The following is a 14150-nucleotide window of genomic DNA, read 5'->3' on the forward strand; positions in this document are numbered from 1 at the left end:
GCCGCTGAGCGCTAGCGTGAGGCATGCTCTACGAACATCAGGGAGCGGCGCCGCGCGTGCACCCGACCGCGGTGGTCGCGCCGAGCGCCGTCATCAGCGGCGATGTCGAGATCGGCGAGGGAGTGCAGGTGCTGCACGGGGCCGTCATCACGGCCGAGGGCGGCGGCGTGCGAATCGGCGCGAGCACGATCGTGATGGAGAACGCGGTCGTGCGCGGCGTCACCGGCAATGCCGTCACGATCGGCGACCACTGCCTGGTTGGGCCGCACGCGTATGTCTCGGGCGCGACGATCGAGCCGGAGGTTTTCCTCGCCACCGGCAGCCGTGTGTTCAACGGCGCCGTGATCGGCCGCGGCAGCGAGGTACGGATCGACGCGATCGTGCACCTGCGCACCATGCTGCCGCCGGGGACGACGGTGCCGATCGGCTGGGTCGCGGTCGGCGCTCCCCCGCTGATCACCTCGCCGAACGACCACGAAGCCATCGAGGCCCGGCAGCGGGAGCTGGACTTCCCCGAGTATGTCTTCGGGCTCGACCGGGACACCCCAGATCTCATGGTGCAGCTCACCGAGCGCTACGGCGCTCGCCTCGCGCGCCACGCGGACGACCGCGACGTGTCGGCTTGAATCGGGGGCGGCGCCCACGAGTGGAGGGCCCGACATGCGTACTCTGATGAGCATAGGCAACGTCGAGCCCTCTGACCGCGTGCCATCAAAGACGGTAGAGGCGGAATAGGGAGAGAGTAACACGATTGGTTTCGCGCAAAGTTGATTGGGTCTCGCCCGCGCGATTCGCGCCCTTCCTGGAGGCGTGTGATCAAGACACTGACCTGGCATGGTCGCTTTATGAGTGGAACGCCAAAGTTGCGTCGGCACTTTTCGAGTGTTTTCACCACACGGAGGTTCTTCTGCGAAACGCGATCATGGGGCGGCTTTCAACACTCCACCCGCTCGCATACCCTTGGCAACAAGATCTAGGCAGCGTCGTGAAGGCAGCCGAGCGCCGCATGGATTCCACGACCAAAGTCGCGTCGCCGGACTCGATCATCTCAGAACTTACGCTTGGTTTTTGGACGAACCTTCTAGAGAAAAAGCCAGCAAACGAAGAGCTGTGGCGGCAGCATTTGCGCTTCGTTTTCCCCGGATCGCCAGGTAGTCGGGAATCCGTCCACAAAGCGGTAACCGACATGCGCAACCTTCGGAATCGCTGCGCGCACCAGGACTCTTTGTTGGAATTCGATCCTGGCATCGAATTGAAAAAACTGTTGTCTCTGGTCGAGTGGATTGACCCTGCTGCGCGTACGTGGCTCGAGGGCATGGAGAGCGTCTCGAACGTCACTGGTCAGCGCCCCGTGGCGCCAGCTCGTAACGTCGTAATTGTGGGGGCAAGCGCTGAAATGGCAATCGGGATGTACGAGAAGGTGGCTGCGTACGTTTGCCCCAGCGATCGCTCATTCGCTCAAGTCGATTACATCGGGTTCTATACCAACAAGCAGATTGAGCCATATTTTCCCGCCATAGAAGAGAAAATCGTCCCCACCCGCTGGAACAAAGACGAAGCCGAGCGACTCCGTAATTCGGAGTCACCCGTGGACCAACGTCTCGGGACGGTGATGGGATACGGCCTAAAGAACGGATGGGATGCCGGTGGCCAATTCCAAGTCTTTCTCTTGAGTGCAAGAAACTCGTCGGCGACTATCACCCGCTCAGCGCCGATATTGCACAAGAAGTCAGGACGGGGCTCGGCCTTTGTCCAAAACAAACGCTATTTTTCCCGCGCGGCACTGGCCGCGGCAGTCGACACGAAACACCTAAGCGACTGACGCAGCTGGCGCATTGCCCCGAATTCGGGCTGCGCCGCGCTCAGCGCCAGCCGAGCGCGGGGGCGACGTGCGTCAGGATCGACTCGATCACGTGGGCGTTGTAGTCGACGCCGAGCTGGTTGGGCACCGTGAGCAGCAGGGTGTCCGCGGCCGCGATGGCCTCGTCCTCGGCGAGCTGCTCGACGAGCTTGTCGGGCTCTGCCGCGTAGCTGCGGCCGAAGATCGCACGGGTGCTCTCGTCGATCATGCCGATCTGATCGTGCTCGTCGCGGCCCTGGCCGAAATAAGCCCAGTCCTGGTCGGTCACCAGCGCGAAGATGCTGCGGCTCACCGAGACGCGCGGCTCGCGCTCCCAGCCCTGCTCCTTCCACGCCTCGCGGTAGAGGCGGATCTGCTCGGCCTGCTGCTGGTGGAATGGCCGCCCGTCCTCATCGTTCTTGAGCGTCGAGCTCTGCAGGTTCATGCCGAGCTCTGCGGCCCACTGCGCCGTCGCGTTCGAACCGGCGCCCCACCAGATGCGGTCGCGCAGCCCGGGTGAATGCGGCTCGAGCCGCAGCAGCCCCAGCGGGTTGGGGAACATCGGCCGCGGGCTCGGCTGCGCGAAGCCCTCGCCCTCGATGACCTTGAGGAACACCTCGGCGCGGCTGCGCGCCATCTCGGCGCCGGTCGGGTCATCGCCGGGATCGTAACCGAAGTAGCGGAAGCCGTCGACGACCTGCTCGGGTGACCCCCGCGAGACGCCGAGCTGCAGCCGCCCGCCGGCGATCAGGTCGGCGGCGCCGGCATCCTCGGCCATATAAAGAGGGTTCTCGTAACGCAGGTCGATGACGGCCGTGCCGATCTCGATCTTCGACGTGCGCGCGCCGACCGCCGCAAGCAGCGGGAACGGCGACGCGAGCTGGCGCGCGAAGTGGTGCACGCGGAAGTAGGCACCGTCTGCGCCCAGCTCCTCCGCAGCGATCGCGAGATCAATGGACTGCAAAAGCGCGTCGGATGCTGTTTGGACTCGCGAATGAGGAGAAGGCGTCCAGTGGCCAAACGAAAGGAAACCGATGTTCTTCATGTCGTCTCCGTCGCGCTCGCCGGGCGTAGTCCACGCCGGGCTTCACCCTACTGTGCGAAAGCCGCAAACCCCGCGACCAGTCATTAGTGCGGAGTTTTACCGGCCAACAGGGTGAGGTAATGCAAAACCTCGGACATGTATCCGAGCGTTGAATTTAGGTCGGGGGTGAATGAACTTGGATGGGCGCACTGATTGCGCTTGTTCAACATCGATTGGAGGGCCCTCGTCTCGTTCTTCGTGGCGAGGTGAAGGGGCTGAGCGAGCTCCAGAAGACCGAACTCGGCCTGGTACTCGCGCAGCTCCTCCATTGACGCCACGTGGGTCCAGCCCGGGCGCGCCGCACGAAGCGCCACCATCCCATCGCTTGCAAGGAGATCCTCATAGAAATCCATGAATGCGGCCCACGCCATCACGTGCGCCGCACGATATAGGCCCTGCTCCGCACAACGCAGCGCCTGCCGCATGAGTTCGTCTTGCTTAAGGTTCAGCAGCCCCAACTTGCGGTATGACTCGTCGAGCTGAATCACCCGCGAGCGCGCGCTCTCGATCTGTCCGAAAAGAGCGTGCGCCTCGGCTTCAAACGCAGCAGCGCGAGCGCGCAGGTCGTTAAGCGGAGGCATCCGGGAAGAGATGCTTCTTCATTGCGGCGAAAAACTTGTCGTAGGTATCTGCGTCGGCCGAGGCAGGCAGATGCAGCTCGATGCTGATACTTACCGAGGGTGCCGTTGGAGTCGGGACGCTCAACGCTCCTAGTGCTCCGCTGTGCGTAGCGGTCGTCTCAAGGCGTGGTTCCGACTGACTCACGGACGCTTCTGAGGGCGAGCCAAAGTCTGCCGCGCTGCAAAGCGTTCTAAACGTCTTCACCGCGTGTCCGACCTTCACCTCGTCGTAGCCAGTTTGACTACGAACCCAGTTCCGGATCGCTTCTTCGTCCTTTCGGTACGCGTCGGGATACACGGCAAAAAGGTCTGCATACGCCTGGCGAATACCCTCGGCGAGCACTTTCGGCGCCTGCTTCTTGTCTCGGTAGCTCCGCCAACGAGTCTCCGGGGTGCCTGAGGCGGACAAGAAGCCGATGTGCTTGAGGATCGGGATGATGTAGTTGTCTTGCCCGCTCTTAAATCCAACGCTCTTGAGGTACGTCCGGTCGACCTTGGTCGGGACGCCCGCGGCCTGGATATGGGTCAGAAACCGAGTGATTGAATTGGCACTCGTCGTCAGCGGCAGCTCATTCGCCACGTGCGTCTCCTTTGGCAACAGTGAAGCCGACCATAGCTCACACATGCCATACAGGCGACGCCCCCTCAAGGGGTACGCGACGACCTGAAGCCAGGCCCTACGCCATTTGCCATACGCCAAACGTCAAACGGCGCTACGGGTTCTCGTAACGCAGGTCGATGACGGCCGTGCCGATCTCGATCTTCGACGTGCGCGCGCCGACCGCCGCAAGCAGCGGGAACGGCGACGCGAGCTGGCGCGCGAAGTGGTGCACGCGGAAGTAGGCACCGTCTGCGCCCAGTTCCTCCGCAGCGACGGCGAGGTCGATCGACTGCAGCAGGGCGTCGGATGCCGAGCGGGTCTGCGAATGGGGCGACGGGGTCCAGTGGCCGAAGCTCAGGAATCCGATTCTCTTCACAGTTCGTCCAACCCGCGCGCCCGCGCCCTTATGCCTGCGTGAACTGCGCGACCGCGTCGGCGATCGCGATGGTCTCGCGCTCGCCTGTCGCGCGGTTCCACAACTCGACCTGACCGTCTGCGGCACCGCGCCCGACGACCAGCACGCGCGGAACGCCGATGAGCTCGGCGTCGCCGAACTTCACGCCGGGCGAGACCTTGGGGCGGTCGTCGTAGAGCACGTCGAGGCCGGCCGCCTCGAGCTGCGCGATGACGTCCTCGGCGATGCCGTAGACCGCGTCGTCCTTGCCCGTCGCGACCACGTGCACGTCGAAGGGCGCGACGGATGCCGGCCAGATCAGGCCCTTCTCGTCGTTGTTCTCTTCGGCGATGATCGCGAGGATGCGGGTCACGCCGATGCCGTACGAGCCCATCGTGACCGTGACGAGCTTGCCGTTCTCGTCGAGCACCTTGAGGCCGAGCACCTCGGCGTACTTGCGGCCGAGCTGGAAGACGTGGCCGATCTCCATGCCACGCTCGAGCGTGACGGGGCCCGAGCCGTCGGGCGCGGGGTCACCTTCACGCACCGCGGCGACCTCGACGATGCCATCAGCGGTGAAGTCGCGGCCCGCAACCAGGCCGAAGACGTGCTTGCCCGGCTCGTTCGCGCCCGTGATCCACGCGGTGCCGTCCGCGACGCGCGGGTCGAGCAGGTAGCGGATGCCGCTCGTGCCCTTTTCGCCGAGCACGGCCTGCTCGCCGCGCACGGGCCCGATGTAGCCCTTGACGAGCTCGGGGTGCTTCCTGAAGTCCTCGTCGGTCGCGGCCTCTACCTCACCCGGCGCAAAGGCGACCTCGGCACGCTTATCGTCGACCTCACGGTCGCCGGGGACGCCGACGACGACCAGCTCGCGCGTGCCGTCGAGGTGCGTGACAGCGAGCACCACGTTCTTGAGGGTGTCGGATGCCTGCCACTCTCGATCCTCGCGAGGATGGTCGGCGTTGGCCGCGGCCACGAGCGTCGCGATCGTGGGGGTGTCAGGGGTGTCGAAGACCTGCGCCGGCGGCAGCGTGTCGAAGGCGACGGGAGCCACGGGCTCAGTGTGGAACGCCTCGACGTTCGCGGCGTAACCGCCGGCCGACTGCACGAAGGTGTCCTCACCGACGGGGGTGGGGTGCAGGAACTCCTCGCTGCGAGAGCCGCCCATGGCGCCGGCATCCGCCTGGACGATGACATAGCTCAGGCCGAGGCGCTGGAAGATGCGCTCATAGGCGCTGCGCTGCTTCTCGTAGGAGGCGTCGAGGCCGGCATCCGTGTAGTCGAAGGAGTACGCGTCCTTCATCGTGAACTCGCGGCCGCGCAGCAGACCCGCGCGAGGGCGCGCCTCATCGCGGTACTTGTCCTGGATCTGGAAGATCGTGAGCGGCAGGTCCTTGTACGACGAGTACAGGTCCTTCACGAGCAGCGTGAACATCTCCTCGTGTGTCGGCGCGAGCAGATAGTCGCCGCCCTTGCGGTCCTGCAGGCGGAAGAGCAGGTCGCCGTATTCGTCCCAACGGCCGGTCGCGTCATAGGGCTCACGGGGAACGAGGGCGGGGAAGTGCACCTCATGGGCGCCCGCGGTTGCCATCTCTTCGCGGATGATCCGCTCGATCTTGGCCTTCACCTTGAGCCCCAGCGGCAGCCACGAGAAGACGCCGGCGGAGGTGCGCCGAATGTAGCCGGCGCGCACGAGCAGCTTGTGGCTCGTGACCTCTGCGTCGGCGGGGTCTTCGCGCAGGGTGCGCAGGAAGTAGTTGCTAAGGCGAGTGGGCACGGGTCAAGTTTTCCACATCAGCCTTCGTGGCTTGCGCGGGCCCGGATAGCCTCGTGGCATGGCGCGGCGCAGCTCTCGACTCTCGGCATCTGCGGCGCAGAGCGAGCTCGCAGAGGCGCTCGCGGCGTTGCGGGCCGAGCTCAAGGTGCCGGGAGAGTTCCCACCCGCGGTGCTGGCCGAGGCGGAGCAGGCATCCCTCGCCCCACTCGGATCGCTGCCCGACCTGACTCACCTTGAGTTCCTGACCATCGACCCGGCCGGGTCGACCGATCTCGATCAGGCCATGCACCTTGCAGTGACGGATGCCGGCTTCGAGGTGGACTACGCGATCGCCGACGTGCCGTTCTTCGTGGCGCCTGGGGGCGTGCTCGATGACGAGACACGTCGCCGGGGGCAGACGCTCTACGCGCCCGACGGGCGGATCCCGCTTCACCCGCCCGTGATCTCGGAGGGCGCCGGGTCGCTGCTGCCCGGTCAGGTTCGGCGGGCGTTCGTGTGGCGCTTCGCGCTCGCGCCCGATGGGGCGGTGAACGAGACCTCGCTCACGCGCGCGCTCGTGAGGTCGCGCAGGCAGTGGTCGTACGACGAGGCGCAGCGGGCCCTCGACGACGGCACCGCTCCCCCAGCGCTCGCGCCGCTGCCGGCGATCGGGAAGGCGCTGATCGCCCAGGAAGCCGCGCGCGGGGGCGCCTCGCTGAACACCCCCGATGAAGAGATCGTGCTGACGCCCGACGGCTACGGCGTCGAGCGACGCGTTCCGCTGCCGATCGAGGATTGGAACGCGCAGCTCTCACTGCTGACCGGCATGGCCGCGGCGACGATCATGCTCGCCGGCGGCGTGGGGATCCTTCGCACGATGCCCCCTGCCGACGACGCAGCCGTCGCCGCGTTCCGGGCGCGCACTGAACTGCTGGGGCTGCCATGGGCCGAGGGCACCGAGTACGGCGAGTACCTGCGCAGTCTCGACCGCTCTCAGCCGCGGGCCCTGGCAGTGCTGCAGGCGGCGGCCTCGCTGTTCTGCGGCGCCGGGTATGAGGCATTCGACGGCGCGCCGCCGAAGCAGCCTGTGCAGGCGGCACTCGCGGCACCGTATGCGCACGTGACCGCGCCACTGCGGCGGCTCGTCGACCGATGGGGGCTCATCGTCTGCGAGGCGCTGGCAGCGGGGAATCCGGTGCCCGACTGGGCGCGCGCGTCGCTCACCGAGCTGCCGCACATCATGAACATGACCACGTCTCTGTCGGGGCGATTGGATGCCGGCGCGCTCGACCGCGTCGAGGCGGCTGTGCTCTCGGGCAGGGTCGGCGACGAATTCGACGCGGTGGTGCTGGCGCAGAACCACACGCGAACGCGGATTCAGCTGGCCGAGCCTGCGGTCGAGGCATCCGTAGACGCGATCGTGGGAAACCCAGGCGACGCCCTGCGCGTGCGCCTGGTCTCGGCCACGATCGCGACCGGCATGCTGGTGTTCGCGCCGGTCTAAGCATCAAGCCGCGCGATCGTCGCGGCCCAGCTGAACGTCATGCCGAGACGTGCGAAAACGCGGATCCGCGCGCGTGAAAGCGCCGTTTCGGCCCGTCTCGGTGACAGGACGGCGGGCGGATGCTTCGCTAGTGCCCGACGGTGACGGAGGGCTCGCCGACCGGGGCGTCAGCGCCCATCTCGTCGGCGATGCGCTGCGCCTCGGCGATGAGGGTCTCGACGATCTCGGCCTCCGGCACGGTCTTGATGACCTCGCCCTTGACGAAGATCTGGCCCTTGCCGTTGCCGGACGCCACTCCGAGATCGGCCTCCCGAGCCTCGCCCGGGCCGTTCACGACGCAGCCCATCACGGCGACGCGCAACGGCACGGTGACGTCCTTCAGGCCCTCGGTGACGTTGTTCGCGAGCGAATAGACGTCGACCTGGGCGCGGCCGCACGACGGGCACGAGACGATCTCGAGCTTGCGCTCGCGCAGGTTCAGCGAGCGCAGGATCTGCAGGCCGACCTTGACCTCTTCGACCGGCGGCGCGGAGAGCGAGACGCGGATCGTGTCGCCGATGCCCTCGGCGAGCAGGATGCCGAACGCGGTCGCCGACTTGATCGTGCCCTGGAACGCCGGGCCGGCCTCGGTCACGCCGAGGTGCAGCGGCCAGTCGCCGCGCTCGGCGAGCAGGCGGTAGGCCTTCACCATCACGACCGGGTCGTTGTGCTTGACCGAGATCTTGAAGTCGTGGAAGTCGTGCTCTTCGAAGAGCGAGGCCTCCCATACGGCGGATTCGACGAGCGCCTCTGCCGTCGGCTTGCCGTATTTCTGCAGCAGGCTCGGCTCGAGCGACCCGGCGTTCACGCCGATGCGCAGCGAGACCCCTGCGGCCTTCGCGCGCCGCGCGATCTCGCCGACCTGGTCGTCGAACTTGCGGATGTTCCCGGGGTTCACGCGCACGCCTGCGCAGCCGGCGTCGATCGCCGCGTAGACGTAGTTCGGCTGGAAGTGGATGTCGGCGATGACCGGGATCTGGCTCTTCTTCGCGATGATCGGCAGCGCCTCTGCGTCATCGCGGCTCGGCACCGCCACGCGCACGATGTCGCAGCCAGAGGCGGTGAGCTCGGCGATCTGCTGCAGCGTGGCGTTGATGTTCGTCGTCGGCGTCGTGGTCATCGACTGCACGCTGACGGGGGCGTCACCGCCGACCAGCACCTTGCCCACCTTGATCTGGCGGGACTTCCGGCGGGGGGCGAGGACCTCGGGCGCCGTCGGCATGCCCAGATTGATTGCTGCCACGAGAGCCAGTCTAGGTAAGCGGGTGCACGAACGCTGGGTACCTACCCAGCGCTGATCGGCTTCACCAGATCGGCGTAGGCGAGCAGCAGCTCCATCGCGATCAGCACGCTGACGACGCCGAAGGTAAGCGGCAGCAGCCGCGCCATGTCGACGTGCTTCGGCTTGCGGCCGCGGCGGAAGATCGCGAAGAACCACCGCTTGCCCTGCTCCCACAGCGCACCGAGGATGTGGCCGCCGTCGAGCGGCAGCAGCGGCACGAGGTTGAACACGAACAGCGAGATGTTGAGCGCCGCGATGATCGACAGCAGCCACTCGAGCCGCGCGATGAGCGGCGTGGTGGTGTTGCTCGCGATGTCGCCGGCGAGGCGGCCGACGCCGATGAGACCCACCGGCCCGTTGGCGTCGCGCGCCTGCGTTCCGAAGGCCGCGTTCCACACCTGCACCATGCGGTTCGGCAGGTTGAGGAAGACGCCGGTCGTCTGCGACAGCTGCGTGCCGACGGCGCTCGGAACCGAGCTGACCGGCTGGCGCACGTAGCCCTGTGCGAAGGCGAAGCCGACGACCCCGGCCTGCACGGTCTTCTCGTGGCCCTGGTCGTCGGTGATCGTCTTGCTCGACAGCACCGGTTTCATCGACAGGGTCACGTCGTGCCCGTCGCGGCGCACGACGACCGAGATCTGCTTCCCGGCCGCATCGCCGATGAGATTGGATGCCTTCTCGAAGTCGTTCCCGATCGCGTGACCGTCGACGCTGACGATCCGGTCGCCTGCCTTCAGGCCGGCGAGGGCGGCCGGTGCGACCGGGTCGTCGTCGGTGCACGTCGTCGACGTGCTGGTCGCGGGCTTCAGGCACTGCGACACCGAGTCGACGACGGGGATGCTGGAGGGCACGCCCACTCCGACGGTGATGATGCCGATCACCACGATGGCGATGACGAGGTTCGCGAACGGCCCCGCGAACATGATGATGATGCGCTTCCACGGGGCCGCGGCATAGAACGCGCGGTGCTCCTCGCCCTGCGGGACGGTCTCTGCGCTCGACTGCCGTGCGCTGTCGATTAGCTGCGCGAGGCGGCCGCGACGCGGCTGCTCGCCGTCGGGCCCTGGCGGGAACATGCCGATCATCGCGATGTAACCGCCGATCGGAAGCGACTTGACGCCGTATTCGGTCTCGCCCTTCTTCCGGCTCCACAGCGTGTTGCCGAAGCCGATCATGTACTGCGTGACCTTGACGCCGAAGATCTTGGCCGCCGTCAGATGACCGAGCTCGTGCAGGCCGATCGAGACGCCGATGCCGACGACGATCACGACGATTCCGAGCAGGAACAGCAGGACGGATTCCACGCGCCGAATGTAGCTGAACCGCCTAGGAAGCTGCCGCAAGACAGCTATGTGTGACGCGGTGGTCTGGGGCAGGCATCCCTCGCTCACATAGGCTTCATCTCGTGACGAATCCCGATCGCCCGACGAAGGCCCAGCGCCAGAACGCCGCACGTGAAAAGGCCCGCATCATGCGGGAAGAAGCCAAGCGCAAGCAACGCCGCAACAGGTTCTTCCTGCAGGGGGGCATCGGCCTCGGCATCCTGGCCGTGATCGTGATCGCGGTAGTCGTGATCGTCAACGTGTCGCGGCCCACGTCGAACGCCGGGCCCAAGAACATGAAGAGCGACGGCATCGTGCTCACCAGCACGACCGAGTACGTCGCCACCCCGGGCATTCCTCACGGCGGCAAGCCCACGCCGACCACGCAGCCCGACGACGGCCGCGCGCACATCACGATCTATGAAGACCTGCAGTGCCCGGTCTGCCAGGCGTTTGAGGAGTCCAACGACTCGCAGATCGCGCAGTGGCTCGATGCTGGCAGTGCGACGCTCGAGATCCACCCGATCTCGCTGCCGAACCTCGACGCGGCGTCGCAGGGCAACCACTACTCGAGCCGCGCGGCCAGCGCGATCGGCTGCGTCGCGCAGTACTCCCCTAGCAAGTTCTTCGCCGTGAACAAGGCCTTCTACGACAACCAGCCGGAAGAGGGCGGTACCGGCAAGACCGATGCCGAGATCATCTCGACGATCAAGAAGGGCGGCGCGAGCAGCTCGGCGATCAGCTCGTGCGTGAAGGACACGCGGTTCAAGGGCTGGGTGCAGGCCGCGAGCGACCGCGCCCTGAACGGCACCTCGATTCCGAACTCCAGCATCAAGCAGATCCAGGGCACCCCGACGATCATCGTCAACGGCAAGGAGTTCCAGCCGCCGCAGACGCAGGCCGGCTGGGGCGACACGGCGGCCTTCCTCTCGTTCGTGAAGTCGACCGTTCCCGGTTGGTCGCCGGACGGCTCGGGCTCCGGTTCGACGCCGACCCCGTCGCCGACCACTGCGGGCTGATCGGCCGCATCGCGCAACTTTTTCAGGGGGCTGGCCCGCCGCTATCGGCGCGGGCTAGCCTCCTGCCATGTCCGGCTCGTCTCACGTCGTGGTGGGCGCGGGCCTGATCGGCCGTCGCGTGGCGCAGCGACTTGTCGAACGCGGCGATCGCGTCACCCTCGTCACGAGGCGCGGCACCGAGCTTCACGGCGCGCGATCAGTGGCGGCGGATGCCTCAGACGCCGCCGCGCTGACGGCTGCGAGCGACCACGTCAGCACCCTCTTCCTGTGCGCCAACCCGGCGGTCTACAGCGCCGAGGAGTGGGCCAAGGTGTGGCCCCCGATCTTCCGGGCGGCCATCGCCGCGGCGCACGAAGCCGCCGCGGGCCTCGTCGTGATGGGGAACCTGTACCCGTACGGACAGTCGGACGGCCCGATGACCGAGCACTCCCCCGAGCTCACGACGAGCCCGAAAGGCCTGATCAGGAAATCGGGGTGGGAGCTGGTCAAGGCGGCGCACGATGCCGGCGAGCTGCATGCGGTCGAGGTGCGGGCGTCTGACTACTTCGGGCCGGGCGCAGGCCAGACCGCGATGCTCGGCGAGCGCTTCTTCGTGCCCGTGCTGGAATCGCGCACGGCCCGCGTGGTGGGCGACCCCGCGCAGCCGCACAGCTGGAGCTACCTCGACGACATCGCCGCGACGCTCGTCGCCGCCGCGGACTACCGCGGCGACTGGGGCCGCGTCTGGCATGTGCCGAGCGGCGCGCCGCACAGCGAGCTCGAGATCGCCGAGACGGTCAACGAGTGGTTCGGCACGCACGGCAAGGTCGCCCCGATTCCAGAACTCGCGCTGCGCACGCTCGCGCTGTTCAGCCCGCAGCTCAAGGGCGTCCTCGACGAGAGCTATCAGTTCACGCATCCGTTCGTCCTCGACTCGAGTGAGACAGAACGGATGCTTGGCGTGCACGCGACCCCGTGGGAGACCGCCCTGCGCGACACCGCCCAGAGCTATCGCAAGCTCTTCTAGCGCGCGGCGGCTAGCCCAAAGCGGCAATGAGCTGGTCGGCCGTGGCGCGGGTCCGCTGTTCTCTTCGGCGCGACGACTCGAAATGTCGGAATGCGCAGCGAGAACGGCATTTCGGGTCGTATGACGGGATGCCTGCCCCTCGCGACGACCTGAACTGCCGCAATCTGACGCCAAAACCGCATTACGGGTCGTCGCAGGAAGCAAGGCAGCGGCGCACGAGCTGCACGTCTCCGCAACTAAGTGAGGGATAGGCCGCCGGTATCGATCTCCTCGCCGAGCAGCACGAAGAACTGATCCACCCAATCAGCCGCATCGGCAGCATCCGTATAGAGCCAGCGTTGCGGCTTTCCGGAGGACGGTAGATCAACGGTCAGCCGGCGCGAATTGCCGCGGCGGTTCTCGATCATCAAGTCAGCGTGACCAGAACCGTGGAGAACTTCGGCGATTCCGTAGCCGCCCATCTGCCATTCACCGCGACGGCGCAGTTCCGCGACGATCGCCTCATCGGAGTTCATGGCTGATCTTGTCGTGAAGCGCCTCCGGCGACAACCGTCAGTGAGTCGGCCATGGCTCAACGACCCGCGGCGGCGATGAGCTGGTCGGCGGTCGCTCGGGCCCACTCCTCGGCGGCGGCGAGCGACTCGCGGCTCAGAGCGCCCTGCGGCTCATGCGCGTCGACCACCCGCTGCACGGTGTCGACGATGTCGAGGAATCCGATCTTGCGGTCGTGGAAGGCGTAGACGGCCTGCTCGTTCGCCGCGTTGAACACGGCAGGGTACGTGCCGCCGGCCTCGCCGACCCGCTTCGCGAGGGCGACCGCGGGGAACGCGGCGTCGTCGAGCGGCTCGAAGGTCCAGGCGTGCGACTGCGTCCAGTCGATCGGCGTGCCCACCCCCGCGACCCGATGCGGCCAGTCGAGGCCCAGCGAGATCGGAAGGCGCATGTCAGGCGGGCTCGCCTGGGCGAGAGTCGACCCGTCGACGAACTCGACGAGCGAGTGGATGACCGACTGCGGGTGCACCGTGACCTCAATGCGCTCGAACGACACGTCGAAGAGCAGGTGCGCCTCGATCACCTCGAGCCCCTTGTTCACGAGCGTCGCCGAGTTCGTCGTGACCATCAGGCCCATGTCCCACGTCGGGTGCGCGAGCGCCTCGCTGGGGGCCACGTCGGCGAGCGACTCGCGCGAGCGGCCCCGGAATGGACCGCCCGAGGCCGTGACGATCAGACGGCGCACCTCGTCGTGCGTGCCGGAGCGCAGCGCCTGCGCGAGCGCCGAGTGCTCAGAATCCACGGGCACGAGCTGACCGGGCTGCGCGAGGCCCGTGACCAGTTCGCCGCCGACGATCAGGCTCTCTTTGTTGGCGAGGGCCAGCGTGCGGCCGGTCTCGAGAGCCGCGAGCGTCGGGCCCAGGCCGACCGAGCCGGTGATGCCGTTGAGCACCACGTCGGCGTCGACCTCGCGCACCAGCGCCTCGGCCTCTGCGGCACCGAGCGCCGTGTGGGCGACGGAGAATTCGGATGCCTGAGCGGCGAGCCCTGCGGCATCCGTGCCCGCTGCCAAGCCGACCACCTCGAAACGGTCGCGGTTGCCTCTGATGACGTCGAGCGCCTGCGTTCCGATGGAGCCGGTCGAGCCGAGGATGATGACGCGTCGCACGGAACCATCATGCCGGGTGCCGG

The 14150-nt window shown here is 66.9% G+C and carries 13 protein-coding genes and 1 pseudogene; 5 read left to right on the forward strand and 9 right to left on the reverse strand.

The annotated features are described in order from the left end of the window. Window positions 1-23: 23 nt before the first annotated feature. Both ABD736_RS13480 and ABD736_RS13485 read left to right on the forward strand, forming a co-directional pair. Complete coding sequence (locus ABD736_RS13480; protein WP_344792382.1) at window positions 24-626, forward strand: gamma carbonic anhydrase family protein; 603 nt, start codon at window positions 24-26, stop codon at window positions 624-626. A gap of 359 nt (window positions 627-985) precedes the next feature. Continuing rightward, window positions 986-1822 (forward strand): hypothetical protein, encoded by an 837-nt coding sequence (locus ABD736_RS13485; RefSeq protein WP_344792383.1) that lies wholly within the window; start codon window positions 986-988, stop codon window positions 1820-1822. A 40-nt stretch (window positions 1823-1862) separates the two neighbouring features. On the opposite strand, the gene ABD736_RS13490 is transcribed toward ABD736_RS13485, so the two are convergent. The 5 genes and pseudogenes from ABD736_RS13490 to ABD736_RS13510 all read right to left on the reverse strand — a co-directional run bounded on the left by ABD736_RS13490 (window position 1863) and on the right by ABD736_RS13510 (window position 6316). Next, complete coding sequence (locus tag ABD736_RS13490) at window positions 1863-2885, reverse strand: LLM class flavin-dependent oxidoreductase (RefSeq protein WP_344792384.1); 1023 nt, start codon at window positions 2883-2885, stop codon at window positions 1863-1865. 83 nt (window positions 2886-2968) lie between these two features. Then, a complete protein-coding gene (locus tag ABD736_RS13495; protein ID WP_344792385.1) occupies window positions 2969-3505 on the reverse strand; it encodes a hypothetical protein in 537 nt (178 codons plus the stop codon). Further along, window positions 3492-4124 (reverse strand): DUF5343 domain-containing protein, encoded by a 633-nt coding sequence (locus tag ABD736_RS13500; protein WP_344792386.1) that lies wholly within the window; start codon window positions 4122-4124, stop codon window positions 3492-3494. The genes ABD736_RS13495 and ABD736_RS13500 overlap by 14 nt, the downstream gene beginning before the upstream one ends. A 136-nt stretch (window positions 4125-4260) precedes the next feature. Beyond that, a pseudogene (locus ABD736_RS13505) lies at window positions 4261-4521 on the reverse strand (LLM class flavin-dependent oxidoreductase); the annotation flags it as partial. A 28-nt stretch (window positions 4522-4549) separates the two neighbouring features. Beyond that, entirely contained in the window at window positions 4550-6316 is a 1767-nt protein-coding gene (locus ABD736_RS13510) for a proline--tRNA ligase (RefSeq protein WP_344792387.1), read from the reverse strand. A gap of 58 nt (window positions 6317-6374) precedes the next feature. Here ABD736_RS13510 and ABD736_RS13515 point away from each other — a divergent pair, with 58 nt between their 5' ends. Then, complete coding sequence (locus tag ABD736_RS13515; RefSeq protein ID WP_344792388.1) at window positions 6375-7799, forward strand: RNB domain-containing ribonuclease; 1425 nt, start codon at window positions 6375-6377, stop codon at window positions 7797-7799. Window positions 7800-7926: 127 nt separating this feature from the next. Here ABD736_RS13515 and ispG read toward each other — a convergent pair whose 3' ends face one another. Both ispG and ABD736_RS13525 read right to left on the reverse strand, forming a co-directional pair. Continuing rightward, entirely contained in the window at window positions 7927-9060 is a 1134-nt protein-coding gene (ispG, locus tag ABD736_RS13520) for a flavodoxin-dependent (E)-4-hydroxy-3-methylbut-2-enyl-diphosphate synthase (protein ID WP_344792948.1), read from the reverse strand. Window positions 9061-9122: 62 nt separating this feature from the next. Then, on the reverse strand, window positions 9123-10424 hold the full coding sequence (locus tag ABD736_RS13525; RefSeq protein ID WP_344792389.1) for a M50 family metallopeptidase: 1302 nt from the start codon (window positions 10422-10424) through the stop codon (window positions 9123-9125). Window positions 10425-10525: 101 nt separating this feature from the next. Between ABD736_RS13525 and ABD736_RS13530 the strand changes: the two genes are divergently transcribed. Together ABD736_RS13530 and ABD736_RS13535 are read left to right on the forward strand one after the other, a co-directional pair. Further along, complete coding sequence (locus tag ABD736_RS13530; protein ID WP_344792390.1) at window positions 10526-11461, forward strand: thioredoxin domain-containing protein; 936 nt, start codon at window positions 10526-10528, stop codon at window positions 11459-11461. A gap of 67 nt (window positions 11462-11528) precedes the next feature. Then, window positions 11529-12467, forward strand: coding sequence for an NAD-dependent epimerase/dehydratase family protein (locus ABD736_RS13535; RefSeq protein WP_344792391.1), 939 nt, complete (start codon window positions 11529-11531; stop codon window positions 12465-12467). A gap of 236 nt (window positions 12468-12703) precedes the next feature. Here ABD736_RS13535 and ABD736_RS13540 read toward each other — a convergent pair whose 3' ends face one another. After that, a complete protein-coding gene (locus ABD736_RS13540) occupies window positions 12704-12982 on the reverse strand; it encodes a hypothetical protein (protein ID WP_344792392.1) in 279 nt (92 codons plus the stop codon). A 56-nt stretch (window positions 12983-13038) separates the two neighbouring features. Beyond that, complete coding sequence (gene dxr, locus ABD736_RS13545; protein ID WP_344792393.1) at window positions 13039-14127, reverse strand: 1-deoxy-D-xylulose-5-phosphate reductoisomerase; 1089 nt, start codon at window positions 14125-14127, stop codon at window positions 13039-13041. Window positions 14128-14150: the final 23 nt, after the last annotated feature.

It is taken from the genome of Gryllotalpicola daejeonensis (assembly GCF_039538145.1).
GTDB classification, from domain to species: Bacteria; Actinomycetota; Actinomycetes; order Actinomycetales; family Microbacteriaceae; genus Gryllotalpicola; species Gryllotalpicola daejeonensis.